Origin of the sequence: Pseudomonas sp. SG20056 (assembly GCF_031764535.1) — a bacterium.
GTDB lineage: Bacteria > Pseudomonadota > Gammaproteobacteria > Pseudomonadales > Pseudomonadaceae > Aquipseudomonas.
In genome coordinates this window covers 2,659,672-2,674,996 of record NZ_CP134499.1, presented here as the reverse complement: position 1 = coordinate 2,674,996, position 15,325 = coordinate 2,659,672, and the positions used below count along the sequence as shown (strand labels likewise).

The 15,325-nt window shown below is 61.1% G+C and carries 15 protein-coding genes; 7 read left to right on the top strand and 8 right to left on the bottom strand.

The features are described from left to right. Positions 1–31: 31 nt before the first annotated feature. From cysB to RHP75_RS12750, 5 genes are all read right to left on the bottom strand, one after another. Positions 32–1,006, bottom strand: a complete 975-nt coding sequence (cysB, locus tag RHP75_RS12770) for an HTH-type transcriptional regulator CysB (protein WP_275961493.1) — start codon at positions 1,004–1,006, stop codon at positions 32–34. 113 nt (positions 1,007–1,119) lie between these two features. Beyond that, positions 1,120–1,620 (bottom strand): universal stress protein, encoded by a 501-nt coding sequence (locus RHP75_RS12765; RefSeq protein ID WP_160084845.1) that lies wholly within the window; start codon positions 1,618–1,620, stop codon positions 1,120–1,122. A gap of 150 nt (positions 1,621–1,770) precedes the next feature. Continuing rightward, on the bottom strand, positions 1,771–2,676 hold the full coding sequence (locus tag RHP75_RS12760; RefSeq protein ID WP_311088505.1) for a 5'-nucleotidase: 906 nt from the start codon (positions 2,674–2,676) through the stop codon (positions 1,771–1,773). A 9-nt stretch (positions 2,677–2,685) separates the two neighbouring features. Next, positions 2,686–3,633 carry a putative 2-dehydropantoate 2-reductase gene (locus tag RHP75_RS12755; RefSeq protein WP_311088504.1) on the bottom strand — a complete coding sequence of 316 codons (948 nt, stop codon included), beginning with the start codon at positions 3,631–3,633 and terminating at the stop codon, positions 2,686–2,688. Continuing rightward, a complete protein-coding gene (locus RHP75_RS12750) occupies positions 3,633–3,959 on the bottom strand; it encodes a thioredoxin (protein WP_311091930.1) in 327 nt (108 codons plus the stop codon). The genes RHP75_RS12755 and RHP75_RS12750 overlap by 1 nt, the downstream gene beginning before the upstream one ends. Before the next feature lie 58 nt (positions 3,960–4,017). Between RHP75_RS12750 and RHP75_RS12745 the strand changes: the two genes are divergently transcribed. Further along, a complete protein-coding gene (locus tag RHP75_RS12745) occupies positions 4,018–4,437 on the top strand; it encodes a PilZ domain-containing protein (RefSeq protein ID WP_160084841.1) in 420 nt (139 codons plus the stop codon). A gap of 225 nt (positions 4,438–4,662) precedes the next feature. Continuing rightward, positions 4,663–5,739, top strand: coding sequence for a 3-deoxy-7-phosphoheptulonate synthase (locus tag RHP75_RS12740; RefSeq protein WP_311091928.1), 1,077 nt, complete (start codon positions 4,663–4,665; stop codon positions 5,737–5,739). Between the two features lie 141 nt (positions 5,740–5,880). Here the strand turns inward: RHP75_RS12740 and RHP75_RS12735 are convergent, their stop codons facing one another. From RHP75_RS12735 to RHP75_RS12725, 3 genes are all read right to left on the bottom strand, one after another. Then, positions 5,881–7,077 (bottom strand): benzoate/H(+) symporter BenE family transporter, encoded by a 1,197-nt coding sequence (locus RHP75_RS12735; protein WP_311088503.1) that lies wholly within the window; start codon positions 7,075–7,077, stop codon positions 5,881–5,883. After that, complete coding sequence (locus RHP75_RS12730) at positions 7,077–7,688, bottom strand: LysE family translocator (protein ID WP_311088502.1); 612 nt, start codon at positions 7,686–7,688, stop codon at positions 7,077–7,079. The genes RHP75_RS12735 and RHP75_RS12730 overlap by 1 nt, the downstream gene beginning before the upstream one ends. Before the next feature lie 154 nt (positions 7,689–7,842). Further along, positions 7,843–8,286: a MarR family transcriptional regulator gene (locus RHP75_RS12725; RefSeq protein WP_311088501.1), complete on the bottom strand. Its 444-nt coding sequence runs from the start codon at positions 8,284–8,286 to the stop codon at positions 7,843–7,845. 110 nt (positions 8,287–8,396) lie between these two features. Between RHP75_RS12725 and RHP75_RS12720 the strand changes: the two genes are divergently transcribed. From RHP75_RS12720 to RHP75_RS12700, 5 genes are all read left to right on the top strand, one after another. Next, complete coding sequence (locus tag RHP75_RS12720) at positions 8,397–9,554, top strand: PLP-dependent aminotransferase family protein (RefSeq protein ID WP_311088500.1); 1,158 nt, start codon at positions 8,397–8,399, stop codon at positions 9,552–9,554. 33 nt (positions 9,555–9,587) lie between these two features. Next, the gene (locus RHP75_RS12715) at positions 9,588–10,190 is read left to right on the top strand and encodes a glutathione S-transferase family protein (RefSeq protein WP_311088499.1); all 603 of its coding nucleotides are present in this window, start codon (positions 9,588–9,590) and stop codon (positions 10,188–10,190) included. Positions 10,191–10,304: 114 nt separating this feature from the next. After that, positions 10,305–12,239 carry a DEAD/DEAH box helicase gene (locus tag RHP75_RS12710; RefSeq protein ID WP_311088498.1) on the top strand — a complete coding sequence of 645 codons (1,935 nt, stop codon included), beginning with the start codon at positions 10,305–10,307 and terminating at the stop codon, positions 12,237–12,239. A gap of 272 nt (positions 12,240–12,511) precedes the next feature. Then, positions 12,512–13,684, top strand: coding sequence for an isochorismate synthase (locus RHP75_RS12705; RefSeq protein WP_311088497.1), 1,173 nt, complete (start codon positions 12,512–12,514; stop codon positions 13,682–13,684). Continuing rightward, a complete protein-coding gene (locus RHP75_RS12700; RefSeq protein ID WP_311088496.1) occupies positions 13,681–15,321 on the top strand; it encodes a (2,3-dihydroxybenzoyl)adenylate synthase in 1,641 nt (546 codons plus the stop codon). The genes RHP75_RS12705 and RHP75_RS12700 overlap by 4 nt, the downstream gene beginning before the upstream one ends. Positions 15,322–15,325: the final 4 nt, after the last annotated feature.

Below are 15,325 nucleotides of genomic sequence, written 5' to 3'. Positions count from 1 at the left end.
TGGACGGGCTTTTTCATACCAGCAGGTTGGCTCAGTGCAGCGGCAGTTCAACGCCTTCGAACAGCTCTTCCAGCTCGACCTTGCTGTGGCATTGCACGGCTTTGGCCATCATGTCGCGGGTCAGGTGCGGGGCAAACTTCTCGATAAAGTCGCACATGAAACCGCGCAGGAAGGTGCCGCGACGGAAGCCGATCTTGGTCACGCTGGCTTCGAACAGCTCACCGGCATCCAGCACCACCAGGTCCGGGTCGAGTTTGGGGTCGACGGCCATCTTGGCCACGATGCCTACGCCCAGACCCAGGCGTACGTAAGTTTTGATCACGTCAGCGTCGGCGGCGGTAAACACCACTTTCGGCGTCAGGCCGCGATGGCTGAAGGCTTCGTCGAGCTTGGAACGGCCGGTAAAACCGAACACGTAGGTGACGATGGAGTATTCGGCCAGGGCTTCAAGGGTCAGCTTCGGCAGCTTGGTCAGCGGGTGGCCCTGGGGCACCACTACGCAGCGGTTCCAGCGGTAGCAGGGCATCATGATCAGGTCGTTGAACAGTTCCAGACCTTCGGTGGCAATGGCGAAATCAACGGTGCCGTCGGCAGCCATTTCGGCGATCTGCATCGGTGTGCCCTGGTGCATGTGCAGGGCTACGTCCGGGTATTGCTTGATAAAGGCACTGATCACCGGCGGCAGGGCATAGCGCGCCTGGGTGTGGGTGGTGGCGATGGACAGGGTGCCTTTCTTCTCGTTGGAGAACTCCTGGGCGATCTGCTTGATGCTTTCGACCTTACGCAGGATTTCCCCGGCGGTATTGATAATGCGTTCGCCGGCCGGGGTGATGCGGGTCAGGTGCTTGCCGCTGCGGGCGAATACTTCAACCCCCAGTTCGTCTTCGAGTAGGCGGATCTGTTTGCTGATGCCGGGCTGCGAGGTGTAGAGACTTTGTGCCGTGGCAGAAACGTTGAGGTCGTGATGCGCGACTTCCCAGATGTAGCGCAGTTGCTGAAGCTTCATAAAAATCCCTCAAAGCAAAAAGACAGCCGTTCAGGTTACCGGCGTTTTATATAACCATAATGATGATTGAAGCATTAAATCTAGACCAAAAATTAGAAAGTGCTGCGCTTCATTTAAAGATCACCGCGGCTGCGATGCTGCAGCATCGGCACTAGGTACACCGGTACTTCGGACAACTGCACCAGGCGCGATGCGGTACGCCCAAGCGGAATGTCCATATCGGTGCCGTGGCTGTGGCTACCTAGGACCAGTAAATCCACGCCGAGTTGCTGCGCTTCATCGAGTATCACCAGCGGTGGATCGCCCTGTACCACGCGCACCGCCTTGATCAGGTCGAGATCATGCAGGGCTTCGCCGATCTCATCGCGGAAACCCTCCAGCACCCGCTGTTCGATGCTCGCCATCACCGTGCTCAGGCCGTTGGTGCGCAGGTCCTTGAGGCGTTCTTCATCTAAATAGGTTTGCAGCACCGACTCGGCAAACAGGCCCATGGGCTCCACCGCGTGCACCACATACAGGCTGGCATTGAAGGAACGGGTGAGCGCCAGGGCGTGTTGCAGGATGTAGGGGGCGTATAGGCCTAGATCAGTGGCATAGAGAATCGAGCGAATCATGCGGCCTCCTTGACTGCCTGACTGGCGGGCCTGATCTGAGCTTAGCAGCGCCATCGACAAGTCAAAGAAAGCCGGGGTTTTGAGGACGAATGGTTATATACGAGGGAAAGGGTTGAGCGGCGAGGGCGGTTGAGCGCCCTCGCGCGGTGATTAGAGCTGCGGTTCGTTGCTGATGCCGTGTGGCACATGGCCGGTGGGTACGACCTTGTTAGCTTTTTCGCAGTGGCCGGTTTGGTCGTCGAAAAATACGTCGGCGCCGAAGGTTTCCAGAATTGCGGCTTTTTCCAGGCCACCGAGGAAGAACGACTCATCCAGGCGGATATTCCACTCGCGTAGGGTGCGAATCACCCGCTCATGGGCCGGCGCCGAGCGTGCGGTTACCAGCGCTGTGCGAATCGGGCATTGCTCTTCGGGAAACTCCTGTTGCAGGCGGTGCAGGGCGGCGAGGAAGGGTTTGAATGGACCGCCGCCGAGCAGCTCGCGGGCCGACTGCCGCTCATGGCTCTGAAAGGCTTCCAGGCCGGCCTGCTGATAGACCCGCTCGGACTCATCGGAAAACAGCACGGCGTCACCGTCGAAAGCAATACGCAGCTCGTTACTTGCCGCTCGCCTTGCGCCGCCGGAGAGGATGGTCGCCGCACCGAAACCGGCCCGCAGCGCGCTGCGCACATCTTCGGCGTGAGTGGAGAGAAACAGGTGGCAGCCAAATGCGGCCAGATAAGGGTCGGGGCTGCGCCCGCCGACAAAGGCCGCACGCGAGATACCCAGGCCGTAGTGCTGGATCGAGTTGAACGCGCGCAAGCCGGTGTCGGCGCTGTTGCGCGAAACCAGAATGACTTCGACGCGTTGCTGCTTGAGGGCGGCGTTCAGCGCCAGCAGTTTCTCGACCAGGGGAAAGGCATCGCCTGGCGGGAGTATCTCGTCCTCATGTTCAATCTGGTACTGACGATAGGCTTCGACGCCCTGGCTTTCATAAATCTGATGGCTGTCGCGCAGGTCGAACAACGCCCGCGAGGAGATCGCCAGCACCAGTTTGTCGCCTAATCCCTTGCTCATGGCTGTGTCCTATTGCGCGCGTTGTTCGAGAAAGCACAGGGTCTGATACAGCATCTCGGTGCGCGGCATGGCGCAACCGGTTTTGGCTGCAGCGGCCAGCGGCGCGGCATAGATGGCGTGCAGCTCCAGCGGGCGCTGCAGGGCGAAGTCGTGGTACATGCTCGGCAGGTAGTCCGGCATGCGGTCAGTAGCGGCGAGCAGCTTGCCGGCAAAGCCCGTAGGCAACTGATAGCCGCAGGCGCCGGCGGCATCCACTACTTCCTGCATGATTGCCTCAATCAGCGCACGGCTGTCAGTGTTGCCCATCAGCGCCGTGGTGGCGCTGTTCAGCAGCACGGCCAGGCCGTTGTAGGGCACGTTCCACACCAGCTTCTGCCAGCGTGCCTGGTTCAGCTCAGCCATGGCGGTGGAGTCCAGCCCCGCAGCCTGGAACAGCGCACAGCCTTGTTCGAGGATTTGCTGACGGCTCTCGGCATCACTAGCCGGTCCTGAGTGATAGCCCAGGTTGACGTTGCCCAGGGCCTGGTGCTCGACCACTCCCGGCGCGCTGCGATGGGCGCAGATATAACAGAGGCCGCCCAGTAGGTGCAGTGAGTCCGGCAGCAGCGGGCGCAGCTCATCCTCTACGGCCAGGCCGTTCTGCATCAGCACCACCTTGGCGCCGGGCGCGGCGGCCTGGCTGATCAGCGGGGCTAGCTCGGCGTTGCTGGTGGTCTTGGCGCCGATCAGTAACCAATCGCATGGCGGCATATCGGCTGCTGATTGATAAGCCTGCACGTTATTCAGGTACAGGTTGCCGTGTACGGCGCTGTTGACCTGCAAGCCCTGGCTGGCGACTGCGGCGAACTCGCTGCGCAGCAGAAAGTGCACATCAAAGCCAGCGCGGGCCAGCATCAGGCCATAAAAACCGCCAATCGCGCCGGAGCCGATAATGCCGATACGGGGTGCTGCATTCATCAGGGTAATTCCTCTGCGGGGCGCGACAGGGCAGTCTCCAGCGCCTGAATAAGTGCGGCGGGCTGCAGGCTGCTCTGCAATGCGCCATAAAATTGGCCATCCTGAACCACGAATAACGCGGGTAGATGAAATACCTCATAACGCGTCACTAAACCGCCACTATTGGCAGCGTCGACCCAGGCCAGGCGTTGTATCGGCAGCGGCAAATTAGGCAGCTCACGCCGCGCCCAACGGCAACTGGCACAACCTATGCTGGTAAATATCAGCAGTGAAGTGCCGGGCAAGTCGAGCAGATGGCGGTCTGCATCTAAATCGGTCAATTCCAGCTCAGTCACTATACTGGCCAATGCGGTATCAAATTGATGGCATCCGAGGTAGTCATAGATGCGTCACTTTCTGCGTCATCCCAGTGATATGCCGGTTGAATTAGTGCTGCGCAAACAGGCGTTCGTGCCCAAGCAGCGGCTCAACAATATCAGCCTCGGCGGTGTGGCTTGCAACTCCAACCGCGCTTTTCGCCGTGGCACGGCCATCGAGTTGCGTATTCCGTTGTTCGGCGAGCATGCGCGTTACCCAGGCCTGGTGGCCTGGTGCCGCAAGCAGGAAGACAAGTACCTTGTGGGTATTGCCTTTGTCGATGAGGACACGCTGTTTCGCGCGCGTATGGTCGAACAGGTCTGCCAGATTGAGCATTATCGCCATCAACGCGAGCAGGAACTGGGCTGCAGCCTGCCGGTCGAGGTGGTGGCGCAGGAGTGGATCAGCCAGCATGCCGCCGAATTTTCCCGCGCCAGTCTGAATTAGTCATTGCCCGGCTGTAGGCCGCTGAAAAACCTAGGCAAGGCGGTTTTTAACGCGCTATTGCCAACGCAAGTCGTTCTTGGCGACCTGCCAAGCCCATTGTCGAGCCGGGCCTTTACGCGCTAAGGTTCGGCTTCCCCGCTGTGCTCATATTGCTGTGCTCCGCCACACGGGGCTCGCTGGCGGCCGGCACCCGTGACCTGATGACTCTGACTGATGAATAGCACGATGGCTGATTTACCGATTGATGACCTGAACGTTGCCTCCAACGAAACCCTGATCACCCCCGCACAGCTCAAGCGTGAAATTCCGCTGACCGAAGCTGCCCTGCGCACGGTTGCCAGTGGTCGTGAGGTGATCCGCAATATTCTCGATGGCAAGGATCATCGCCTGTTCGTGGTGGTTGGGCCGTGCTCGATCCACGATATCAAGGCCGCCCACGAGTATGCCGAGCGCCTCAAGGCGCTGGCTGCCGAGGTTTCGGACAGTCTGTATCTGGTTATGCGGGTGTATTTCGAGAAGCCGCGTACCACTGTCGGCTGGAAAGGCCTGATCAACGATCCGTTTATGGATGACTCGTTCAAGATTCAGGATGGCCTGCATATCGGTCGCCAGTTGTTGCGTGACCTGGCTGAAATGGGCCTGCCGACCGCTACCGAAGCCCTCGACCCGATCTCCCCACAGTACCTGCAGGACCTGATCAGCTGGTCGGCCATCGGCGCACGTACCACCGAATCGCAAACCCACCGCGAGATGGCCTCCGGTTTGTCTTCGTCCGTGGGCTTCAAGAACGGCACCGATGGCGGCCTGACTGTGGCGATCAACGCCCTACAGTCGGTTTCCAGCCCGCACCGTTTCCTCGGCATCAACCAGGAAGGTGGCGTGTCCATCGTCACCACCAAAGGCAATGCCTACGGTCACGTGGTGCTGCGCGGTGGCAACGGCAAGCCGAACTATGACTCGGTGAGTGTTGCCGTTTGTGAGCAGGAACTGACCAAAGCCGGCATACGCCCGAACATCATGGTCGATTGCAGCCACGCCAACTCGAACAAGGACCCGGCCCTGCAACCGTTGGTGATGGACAATGTGGCCAACCAGATTCTCGAAGGCAACCAGTCGATCGTCGGTCTGATGGTGGAAAGTCACCTGGGCTGGGGCAACCAGTCGATTCCCAAGGACCTCAGCCAGCTCAAGTACGGCGTGTCCATCACCGATGCCTGCATCGATTGGGAAAGCACCGAGAAAACCCTGCGCGGCATGCACGCCAAGCTCAAGGATGTGCTGCCGAAGCGTCAGCGCGGCTGATTACAACGGCTGCAATAAAACGGGCTTATGCGTTGTGCATAAGCCCGTTTTTTATTGTGGGTGACCTGCGGGCCTGTAGGAGGCGCTTTAGCGGCGAGCTTTATCGCAGGTGTCGCGGCTAAAGCCCCTCCCACGTGACACTCAAACGTCCCGCTTGCCCCAGTTAAGAATCGCCAGGGTCAGCAAGCCGGCAACAATCCCCCAAAACGCCGAACCGACCGAGAACAGGGTCATGCCCGAGGCGGTTACCAGAAAGGTGATCAGCGCCGCTTCACGCTCTTTCGGTTCGCTCATGGCCTGGGTCAGGCCGCCGATGATCGAAGCGAACAGCGCCAGTGCCGCGATGGAAAGGATCAGGGCTTTCGGTAGCGCGGCAAAAAGCGCGGCCAGGGTGGCGCCGAACACTCCGGCAATGCCGTAGAAGACCCCGCACCAGATGGCGGCGGTGTAGCGCTTTTTCGGGTCTTCGTGGGCTTCCGGGCCGGCGCAGATCGCTGCGCTGATGGCGGCCATATGAATGCCATGGCTGCCGAACGGCGCCAGCAGTATCGACGTCAGGCCGGTGGTGCTTAGCAGTGGGCTGGCCGGTACGTCATAACCGTTGGCGCGCAGCACGGCCATGCCCGGCAGGTTCTGCGAGGCCATGGCAACGATAAACAGTGGGATGCCGATACTGATGACTGCCGCCAGGGAGAAGCTTGGCGTGGTCCATTCTGGTACCGCCAGTTGCAGCTCGAAGTGCTCGAAATTGAGCAGGCCGAAGACCGCAGCCAGCACGCTGCCGACGATCAGTGCCGCTAGCACGGCATACCGTGGCAGCAGGCGTTTACCCAGCAGGTAAGCGACCAACATGGCCACCACCAGCAGCGGCTGCTGCTCGGCGGCTACGCAGATTTCCAGACCGATCTTGAACAGCACGCCGGCCAGCAGCGCCGCCGCAATTGAACCGGGAATGCGCCGCATTAGGCGGTCGAAGGTGCCGGTCAAACCGATCAGCACAATCAGCCCTGAAGCGAAGATGTAGGCACCAATTGCCTCGCTATAGGGCACGCCGGGCAAACTGGTGATCAGCAGGGCCGCGCCAGGAGTGGACCAGGCGATCATGATCGGCGCGCGATAACGCAGCGACAGGCCGATGCAGCAAATCGCCATGCCAATCGACAGCGCCCAGATCCACGAAGAAATCTGCCCGTTAGTCAGCCCTGCGGCCTGGCCAGCCTGAAACATCAGAACCAGCGAGCTGGTGTAGCCGGTGAGCATGGCGATAAACCCGGCGACTACCGCCGAGGTCGAGGTGTCGGCCAGCGGCCGTAGGCGAGTTTGCGGCAGGTCGTGCATCAGAGCAGTCCGGTGTCGGCGAAGATGGGGTACAGCGAGGCTACCAGCAGCAGAGCCATGCCGATATTGAACACGCGCAGCGCTCGGGCGTTGCTCAGCCAGTTGCGCAGCAGGCTACCGGCCACCGTCCACAGGCCGACGCTAGGGCAGTTGACCAGGGCGAACAGCGCCGCGATCAGCAGCACATTGACTACGAAATTTTCCTGCGGGGTGTAGGTGGTGATAGCGCCGATGGCCATGATCCAAGCTTTCGGGTTGACCCACTGAAAGGCCGCTGCCTGCAGAAAGGTAAACGGCTTGCCCACCGGCTTTCCGCCATCCTGCGGCGCACCAGAGCCGGCAATCTTCCAGGCCAGGTACAGCAAGTAGGCGGCGCCCAAATAGCGCAATACGTCATACAGCAGTGGCACTTGTTCGAACAGCTGGCCCAAGCCGAGACCGACCGAGGCCACCAGCAGCATAAACCCCAGGCTGATGCCGAACATGTGCGGCAGGCTGCGGCGCAGGCCGAAATTCACCCCGCTGGCCAGCAGCATCATATTGTTCGGCCCCGGCGTTACCGAGGTGACAAAGGCGAAGGCGATAAAGGCGAGCAGCAGTTCGGTGGTCATGGCGCAGGCTCATAGCACTTATTGGGTGGGCAGTGCTGATCAGCCTAGGGGCAGATGCCCAGAGCGTCGCGGTACAGCGAAGCAGGCAATGGGCGGTACAGTTTCAGGCGGCTCGCTTGAGGCGTCAGTACAGTTTTATACCGGGAGTGTTCTCTCAGATTTCACTGGCGCTGTTATGCAGGGTCTGGTTGACCTGCAACCAACCGCTGACGGCGGTTTCCCCGGCTTCACTGAACGCCCGTTGCAGCAGTTTGGCTTGTTCGCGGCGCAGGGCCTGTTCCAGTTTGGCGCCTTCGGCCGTAAAGCCGAGTAGGCGTTTACGCTTGTCGTCTTCAGCGGCAAGGCTCTGCACCAGGTTCATTTCCAGCAGCTGACGCAGCGGGGTATTCAGCGCTTGCTTGCTGACGCCCAGGTAGCCGAGCAGCTCTTTCATGCTCAGCCCCGGGTACTTGGCGATAAAGAACAGAATGCGGTGATGCACCCGCGACAGACCACGGCGAGCCAACATTTCATCGGCCTTTGCGGTAAACGCCTGGTAGCCGAAGAAGAAAGCTTCCATGGCCGTCTGCTGAGTGGTTGTGTTCTTGAGGTCAAGCATTAAGGTCAAGCCTATTGACGTATTCGGGTTGATCGTCGTAGTTTCAGGCAAACAGAATTTCGGTCAAACAGTTTGACCTATTTTTATTTGCCTTCGCTACCGGTGTATCCATGGCCTTCTCCGAACGTGTTGCCCGCCTAAAAAGCTCCCTGATCCGTGAAATTCTTGCCGCGGCGCAGCGTCCGGAAGTCATGTCCTTTGCTGGCGGGTTGCCGGCCGAACCGATGTTGCCGAAGGTCGAATGGGCCGATATGCCGGCGAGCATGGGTCAGTACGGCATGAGCGAAGGCGAGCCGGCGCTGCGTGAGGCGATTGCCGCCGAGGCTCGCGCTCTGGGTGTACCCTGCGACGCCAGCCAGGTGCTGATCGTCAGCGGTTCGCAGCAGACGTTGGACCTGGCCAGCAAACTGTTTATCGATCCGGGTACCGAAGTGCTGCTCGAAGCGCCGACCTACCTGGCCGCGCTACAGGCCTTCCAGCTGTTCGGCGCTGATTGCATCGCCGTGCCGCAGGAAGCCGACGGGCCGCAGATCGACGCCCTGCGTCAGCGTCTGCAGAACCACAAACCGGCCTTTGCCTATCTGATCCCGACCTTCCAGAACCCTTCGGCGGTGCGTTACAGCGAAGCCAAGCGTGACGCGGTGGCGGCGCTGCTGGATGAGTTCGGCGTGACCCTGATCGAAGATGAGCCTTACCGCGAGCTGGTATTCGATGATGGCAGCGCCACGCCGATTGTTAGCCGTCTGCAAAAGGCCAGCTGGATTTACACCGGCACGGTATCGAAAACCCTGCTGCCGGGCCTGCGCGTCGGCTACCTGATCGCGACCCCGGATCTGTTCCCCTATCTGTTGCGCCTCAAGCAGTCGGCGGACCTGCACACCAACCGCATCGGTCAGTGGCAGGCGCTGCAGTGGCTGGGCAGCGAGAAATACCGTGGCCACCTGGCCGAGCTGCGCGACTTCTACCGCATCCGCCGCGATGCCATGCAAGCGGTGCTGGAAGAACACTTCAGCGACCTGGCCGACTGGCAGGTGCCTCAGGGCGGGCTGTTCTTCTGGCTGACCCTCAAGCAGCCGCTGGACACTCGCACGCTGCTGGCGCCGGCGCTGGCGCAGAACGTGGCGTTTATGCCGGGCGAACCGTTCTTTATCGACCCGGACGCCAATCCCGGCCATTTACGGCTTAACTTCAGCCACGTCGCGCCGGAGCGCCTGAGCGAAGGCCTCAAGCGTCTGGCCGAGGTGATTCGTCAGGCGCAAGCAAGCTAATCCACGCGGTCAAGCAGGTTGGAGGAGGGCGATATGTACAAGGTTTATGGCGATTACCGCTCGGGCAACTGCTACAAGGTCAAGCTGATGCTGCACTTGCTGGATCAGCCCTATGAGTGGATCCCGATCGATATCCTCAAGGGCGAGACCCAGAGCGATGCCTTTCTGGCCAAGAATCCCAACGGCAAGATCCCGGTGCTGGAGCTGGAAGACGGCACCTGCCTGTGGGAATCCAATGCCATCCTCAACTTCCTCGCCGACGGCAGCGCGTTTCTGCCCAGCGAACCGCGCCTGCGCACCCAGGTGCTGCAATGGCAGTTCTTCGAGCAATACAGCCACGAGCCTTATGTCGCGGTGGCGCGCTTTATTCAGCTCTATCAGGGCCTGCCTGAAGCGCGCCGTAGCGAGTACGAGGAGTGCCATGTGCGCGGTCACAAGGCACTCAAGGTGATGGAAAAGCAGCTGCAGCGCACGCCGTATCTGGTTGGCGAGAATTTCTCGATTGCCGATATCGCGCTGTATGCCTACACCCATGTGGCAGATGAGGGCGGCTTCGACTTGACGCCGTATCCGGCCATCCGCACCTGGCTGGCGCGGGTTGCCAGCCACCCGCGCTATATCGGCATGCTCGGTTGATAGCCGCCGGTTGAACTGAGCGGTGAGAGGCGCTGCGCTTTCTCACCGCTCAGTCGCCAGCTCGACGTAAAAAGCACTTATCATTCAACGATCTATCTTCTGGCTGGGTCGCGAATGCCATCTGCTGTTCAGCGCTATAAGCGGCTGTTGTCCGCTGCACTGGCGCGCTACTTTCCCCATACCACAGCTTATCTGCGTGCCGAGCGTGAAGCGGCGGTGCAGTCAAAAAAGCCTGCACAACGGGCCAAAAAAGCGCCTGCCAAGGGCCAATCGGCTAGCACGAAACCGCCGGCTAAACCGCGCCGCACTGCCAGTAAACCAAGCACTCAAGGCATTTACGGCCCTGCCATGCTGACGGTCGAAGCCGCGCAAGCCCAGTCTATGCGCGAGCAGGTGGCGCGGGCGGTGACGGCCGGGCTGCTCAGTGCGCCATCGGATGAGCAGTGGGCGATGATCCTCAGTCATCATCCGCTGACGCGCATCTTCGCCGGTGCCGGCTCGGGCAAGTCCACCACGCTGGTGCTGCGGGTGGTGTTTATGTTCTGCCACCTGGGCATCAAGCCCGAGCAGCTGACGGTGATTTCCTTTACCAATGCGTCCTGCGCCGAGCTGCGCGAACAGCTACTCAAGGTGTTGGGCTTCTTCAACTATCCCTTCGATGCCGTGCAGGCGCGCCAGTGCGTGCGCACCTTTCATTCGGCCATGGGCAGTGTGGCCAAGAGCGTGCTGGATAGCCCGCGCTGGTTCGAGCAGCTGGATGACCCGCAGGCGGCGAGTCGTGAACTGGATAACCCGCTAAGCGCCGGCCGCATGCGACCGGCGCAGCAGCGCCTGCTCAAGCAGGCCTATCAGCAGTGCTATGCCGAGCAGCTGGTGTTTCGTCAGCGGGTGCATAGCCTGCTGCAATTACCCTTACCGCCGGCTGAGAGTAAGCGTCTGCCGAAGGCGCCGTTGGATGCCTACAAGCTGTCGGGCGAGCTCAGTGCTGCGCCGCTCTATGAAGTGTTCTACGCCCAGGCCGGGTTTGCCGAAAGCATCGGCGTTGAGTTGTCGACGATGCAGCCGCAACGCCTCGACACTGTAATACCAGTGCGTGAGTTTCTTGAGGCATTGCTGCTGTTCTGGCCCTATTTCCAGCGCGCTTTGCAGGAGCAGGGGCTGTTGACCTTTAACGCCGCCTTCGCCCAGCTGACGGCAAGGCTGAATGCAGACGGGCAGAGCGTGGCAGCGTCACTGCTGACACCGTTCAGCCATCTGCTGATCGACGAATTTCAGGACATCTCGCCGCAAATAGTCCAATGGCTGCAAGCCGTGCAGCGTTCCCTGGCCGGGTCGGGCATAGCCGTCAGCCTGATGGCCATTGGCGATGACTGGCAGTCGATCTACGGTTGGCGCGGCAGCTCGCCGGAGCTGTTTATCGACTTCGACCGGCACTTTCCCGGTAAAGGCAAAGCCAAACGCAGCGCCGTGCTGACCCTGGCCAACAACTACCGTTCGATTGAGCCGATTATCCGTGACGCTGAAGCGCTGCTCGGCGACGTGCAGCACAAACAGGAGAAGGCCAGTCAGGCGATCAAAGCTACCCAGCCAGGTGATCATGGTGTGCGCCTGATCCAGCGCTTCGATAGCAAGGCACGCCTGCCGGAGCTGCTCAAACAGATCAACGCGCAGTGCGCTTACGCCGCCGCGCGCAACAGCCGCGAACGTAATGCCGTGCTGCTGCTCAGCCGGCGCAACGAACCGCTGCAGGCCATTACCGCGCAGCTGGACAAGAAACTGCCGGTCAAGGCCTACACCATCCACCGCGCCAAGGGCTTGCAAGCCGAAGTGGCAATCATCCTCGATGACTGCATGCCGCCTGAGCCGCACCCGCTGCGCAATGCGCTGTATGCCTACTCGGGATTTTTCAGCAACAGCTACGACCAAGCCATGCAGGATGAAAGCCTGCGCCTGGCCTACGTGGCGATCACCCGTGGCGTCAGCCGGGTGTTCTGGTACTGCCAGAAAACCCAGGGCGCAACGCGCATCCTGGCGGGGCGGGGCAAGTAGGAGTTCCCGCCCGTTGTCAGCGCTGCGATGTCGTTGGCAGTTTGGCTAAATCACTTTTGTCATTCACCCAGACGGGATCGCTGCACTTGTCGGCCAAAGCTGCAAGCGGGCTGCAGGTTCGCGGCGGATGGCTGCAAATCCCACCACTTCGTCTCAGTAACCCACGGGCTAGAGCCTTAGAAATAAATTGACGCAACTTCTGCGAGTGGTTAGTTTTGCCATCTTTATGTAAATGCTAATTGTTCGTATTAGCGTTAAATATGGAGGTTGGAGTGAATGCATTGACGCGTGTCGCTCGTGGGGGCTCCCCTTGGAGCGATATCTATGCACCCACTTATAGGTTCTATTCCCCTGAAGGCGGGGTTGAGGCCAGCGGCTGTTTTCAGGCCATCGAGACACCGGCAGGTGAGGATGGTCACGGCGTTGAACGGGCGGTAGAGGCGGCCTTTGCCGAGGCCAAGGCGGCTGGCTTGAGCCAGCCAATGGTGGTTGGGGTGATTCCCTTCGACAAGCAGCAGCCGTCCAGTCTGTTTGTCCCACGCCATGTTTCGCGCCTGTTGCCAGTCGCACCGCCAACCAGGGTTTGCGGTTTACCCTGCGGCAAGGCACGCCAATGCACCGAGCAGCCGGATCAGGCTGGTTTCAAACAAGCCGTCGGTCGTGCCGTCGAAGTGTTGCGTGGCGGCCAGGTGAGCAAGGTGGTGCTGTCGCGGCTGTTGCAGCTGGAGTTCGACAATGCGCCGTGCGCCGCTACGGTGTTCCAGGGGCTGCGCCAGCAGAACCCCGAGGCCTATCACTTTTCCATGGATTTGCCGGATGGCGGTGTGCTGATCGGCGCGAGCCCCGAGCTGTTGTTGCGTCAACACGGTCGACACTTCACCTCCAATCCACTGGCCGGCTCGGCCAAGCGTCTGGCTGACCCTGCTGCTGATGCGTTGGTGGCGCAGGCGCTGCTGCAATCGACCAAGGACCTGCATGAGCATCGCCTGGTGATCCAGGAGCTGGATCGCCAGCTGCGCCCGCTGTGCCGCAGCCTGAACGTGGCCGATGCGCCTTCTTTGTTGAAAACCGCGCGGCTCTGGCACCTGTCGACGCAAATCGCTGGCGAGCTGGATACGCCTGCATCGGCGCTGAGCCTGGCCTGCCGCCTGCATCCAACACCAGCGCTGTGCGGCTTTCCGACTGCGGCGGCCAAACGTCTGATCGCCGAACTGGAGCCGTTCGACCGCGGTGTATTTGGCGGCATCGTCGGCTGGAGTGATGCCGATGGCAACGGCGAATGGGCGGTGGTGATCCGCTGCGGCATCGTTGAACACACGCGGGTCAGCCTGTTTGCCGGCGCGGGTTTGGTTACCGCGTCCTGTCCGGAGTCGGAGTGGCTGGAGACCGGCAACAAGCTCGGCACCATGCTCTCGGCCTTCGGTCTGGAACGGGAGGCGCTATGAGTTTGGTGCCGTTCACGCCCTGGCCGGCGGAATTTGCCGCGCGCTATCGCCAGGCCGGTTACTGGCGCGGTGAGCCGCTGACGCAACTGCTCGAGGCCCAGGTGCAGGCGCAACCCGAGGCGATTGCACTGATCTGTGGCGAACGCCAGCTGAGCTATGCCGACGTGGATGCGCAGGCCGCTCATCTGGCTCAGCGCCTGGCCAATCAGGGCTTTGCTCCGGGTGATCGGGCGTTGGTCCAGCTGGGTAATCAGGCTGAGTTCTATATCGTCTTCTTCGCCCTGCTCAAGGTGGGTGTTGCGCCGGTCAACGCGCTGTTCAGCCATAGCCGCCTGGAACTACTGGCCTACGCCGGACAGGTGCGCCCGCGGCTGTTTATCGGCAGTCGCCAGCATCCGCTGTTTGCCGATGACCGTTTTTTCGATGAATTACAGGCCGCAATTCCTGAACTCGATACCCTGCTGCTCGATGGCGATGCCGACCCTGTGCGGTCGCTGAGCGCCTGGTTGCAGCCGGCTGCAGTGCTGCGCGCCTATGCGCCGACGCCAGCCGATCAGGTGGCGTTCTTCCAGCTTTCTGGTGGCAGCACCGGCACGCCGAAGCTGATTCCGCGTACCCATGACGACTACGCCTACAGCGTGCGCCGCAGCGTGGAAATCTGCGCGTTCGACCGCCACACCCGCTATCTCTGCGCGCTACCAGCGGCGCACAACTTTGCCTTGAGTTCGCCTGGCGCGCTGGGGGTATTGCATGCCGGCGGCTGCGTGGTGCTGGCGGTCGATCCGGGGCCGGCGACCTGCTTCCCGCTGATCGCTCGTCATCAGGTAAATGTCAGCGCCCTGGTGCCGCCGGCACTGTCGCTGTGGCTACAGGCTGCCGCCGAGCAACGGGCCGAATTGGCCAGCCTGCAACTGTTGCAGGTCGGCGGCGCGCGCTTGCCTGAGGCGCAGGCACAGCGAATCGGCAGCGAACTGGGTTGTCGCCTGCAGCAGGTGTTCGGCATGGCCGAGGGCCTGGTCAATTACACCCGTCTCGATGATGACGAGGCGCACGTCTATGGCACTCAGGGTTGTCCGATGAGCCCTGCCGATGAAGTGCGCGTGCTCGACCGCGCCGGCAACCCGGTGGCGGTCGGTGAGATCGGTGCGCTGCTGACCCGTGGACCGTACACCATTCGCGGTTATTTTCAGAGCCCCGAACACAACGCCCAGGCCTTCGATGCCGAGGGTTTCTACCGCTCCGGCGATCTAGTGCGGCTGCGCGCCGATGGCTACCTGGAGGTGGTCGGGCGGATCAAGGACCAGATCAATCGCGGTGGCGAGAAGATCGCCGCCGAGGAAGTGGAAAACCTGCTGATGGCGCACCCGGCAATCACCCATGCGGCGCTGGTGGCGATGCCCGACACGGCGCTGGGCGAGAAAAGCTGCGCCTTCGTGGTCAGCCGTGACCCGGCGCTCAAGAGCATCGCCTTGCGCAAGTTTCTGCGTGGCCTGGGCTTGGCCGACTACAAGTTGCCCGACCGTTTCGAACACCTCGACAGGCTGCCCATGACCGCCGTCGGCAAGGTCGACAAGACCCGTCTGCGTCAGCGTATTGCGGCGCATCTTGCTCCCACTGAATTAGCTCCTACTGAATAAGGAA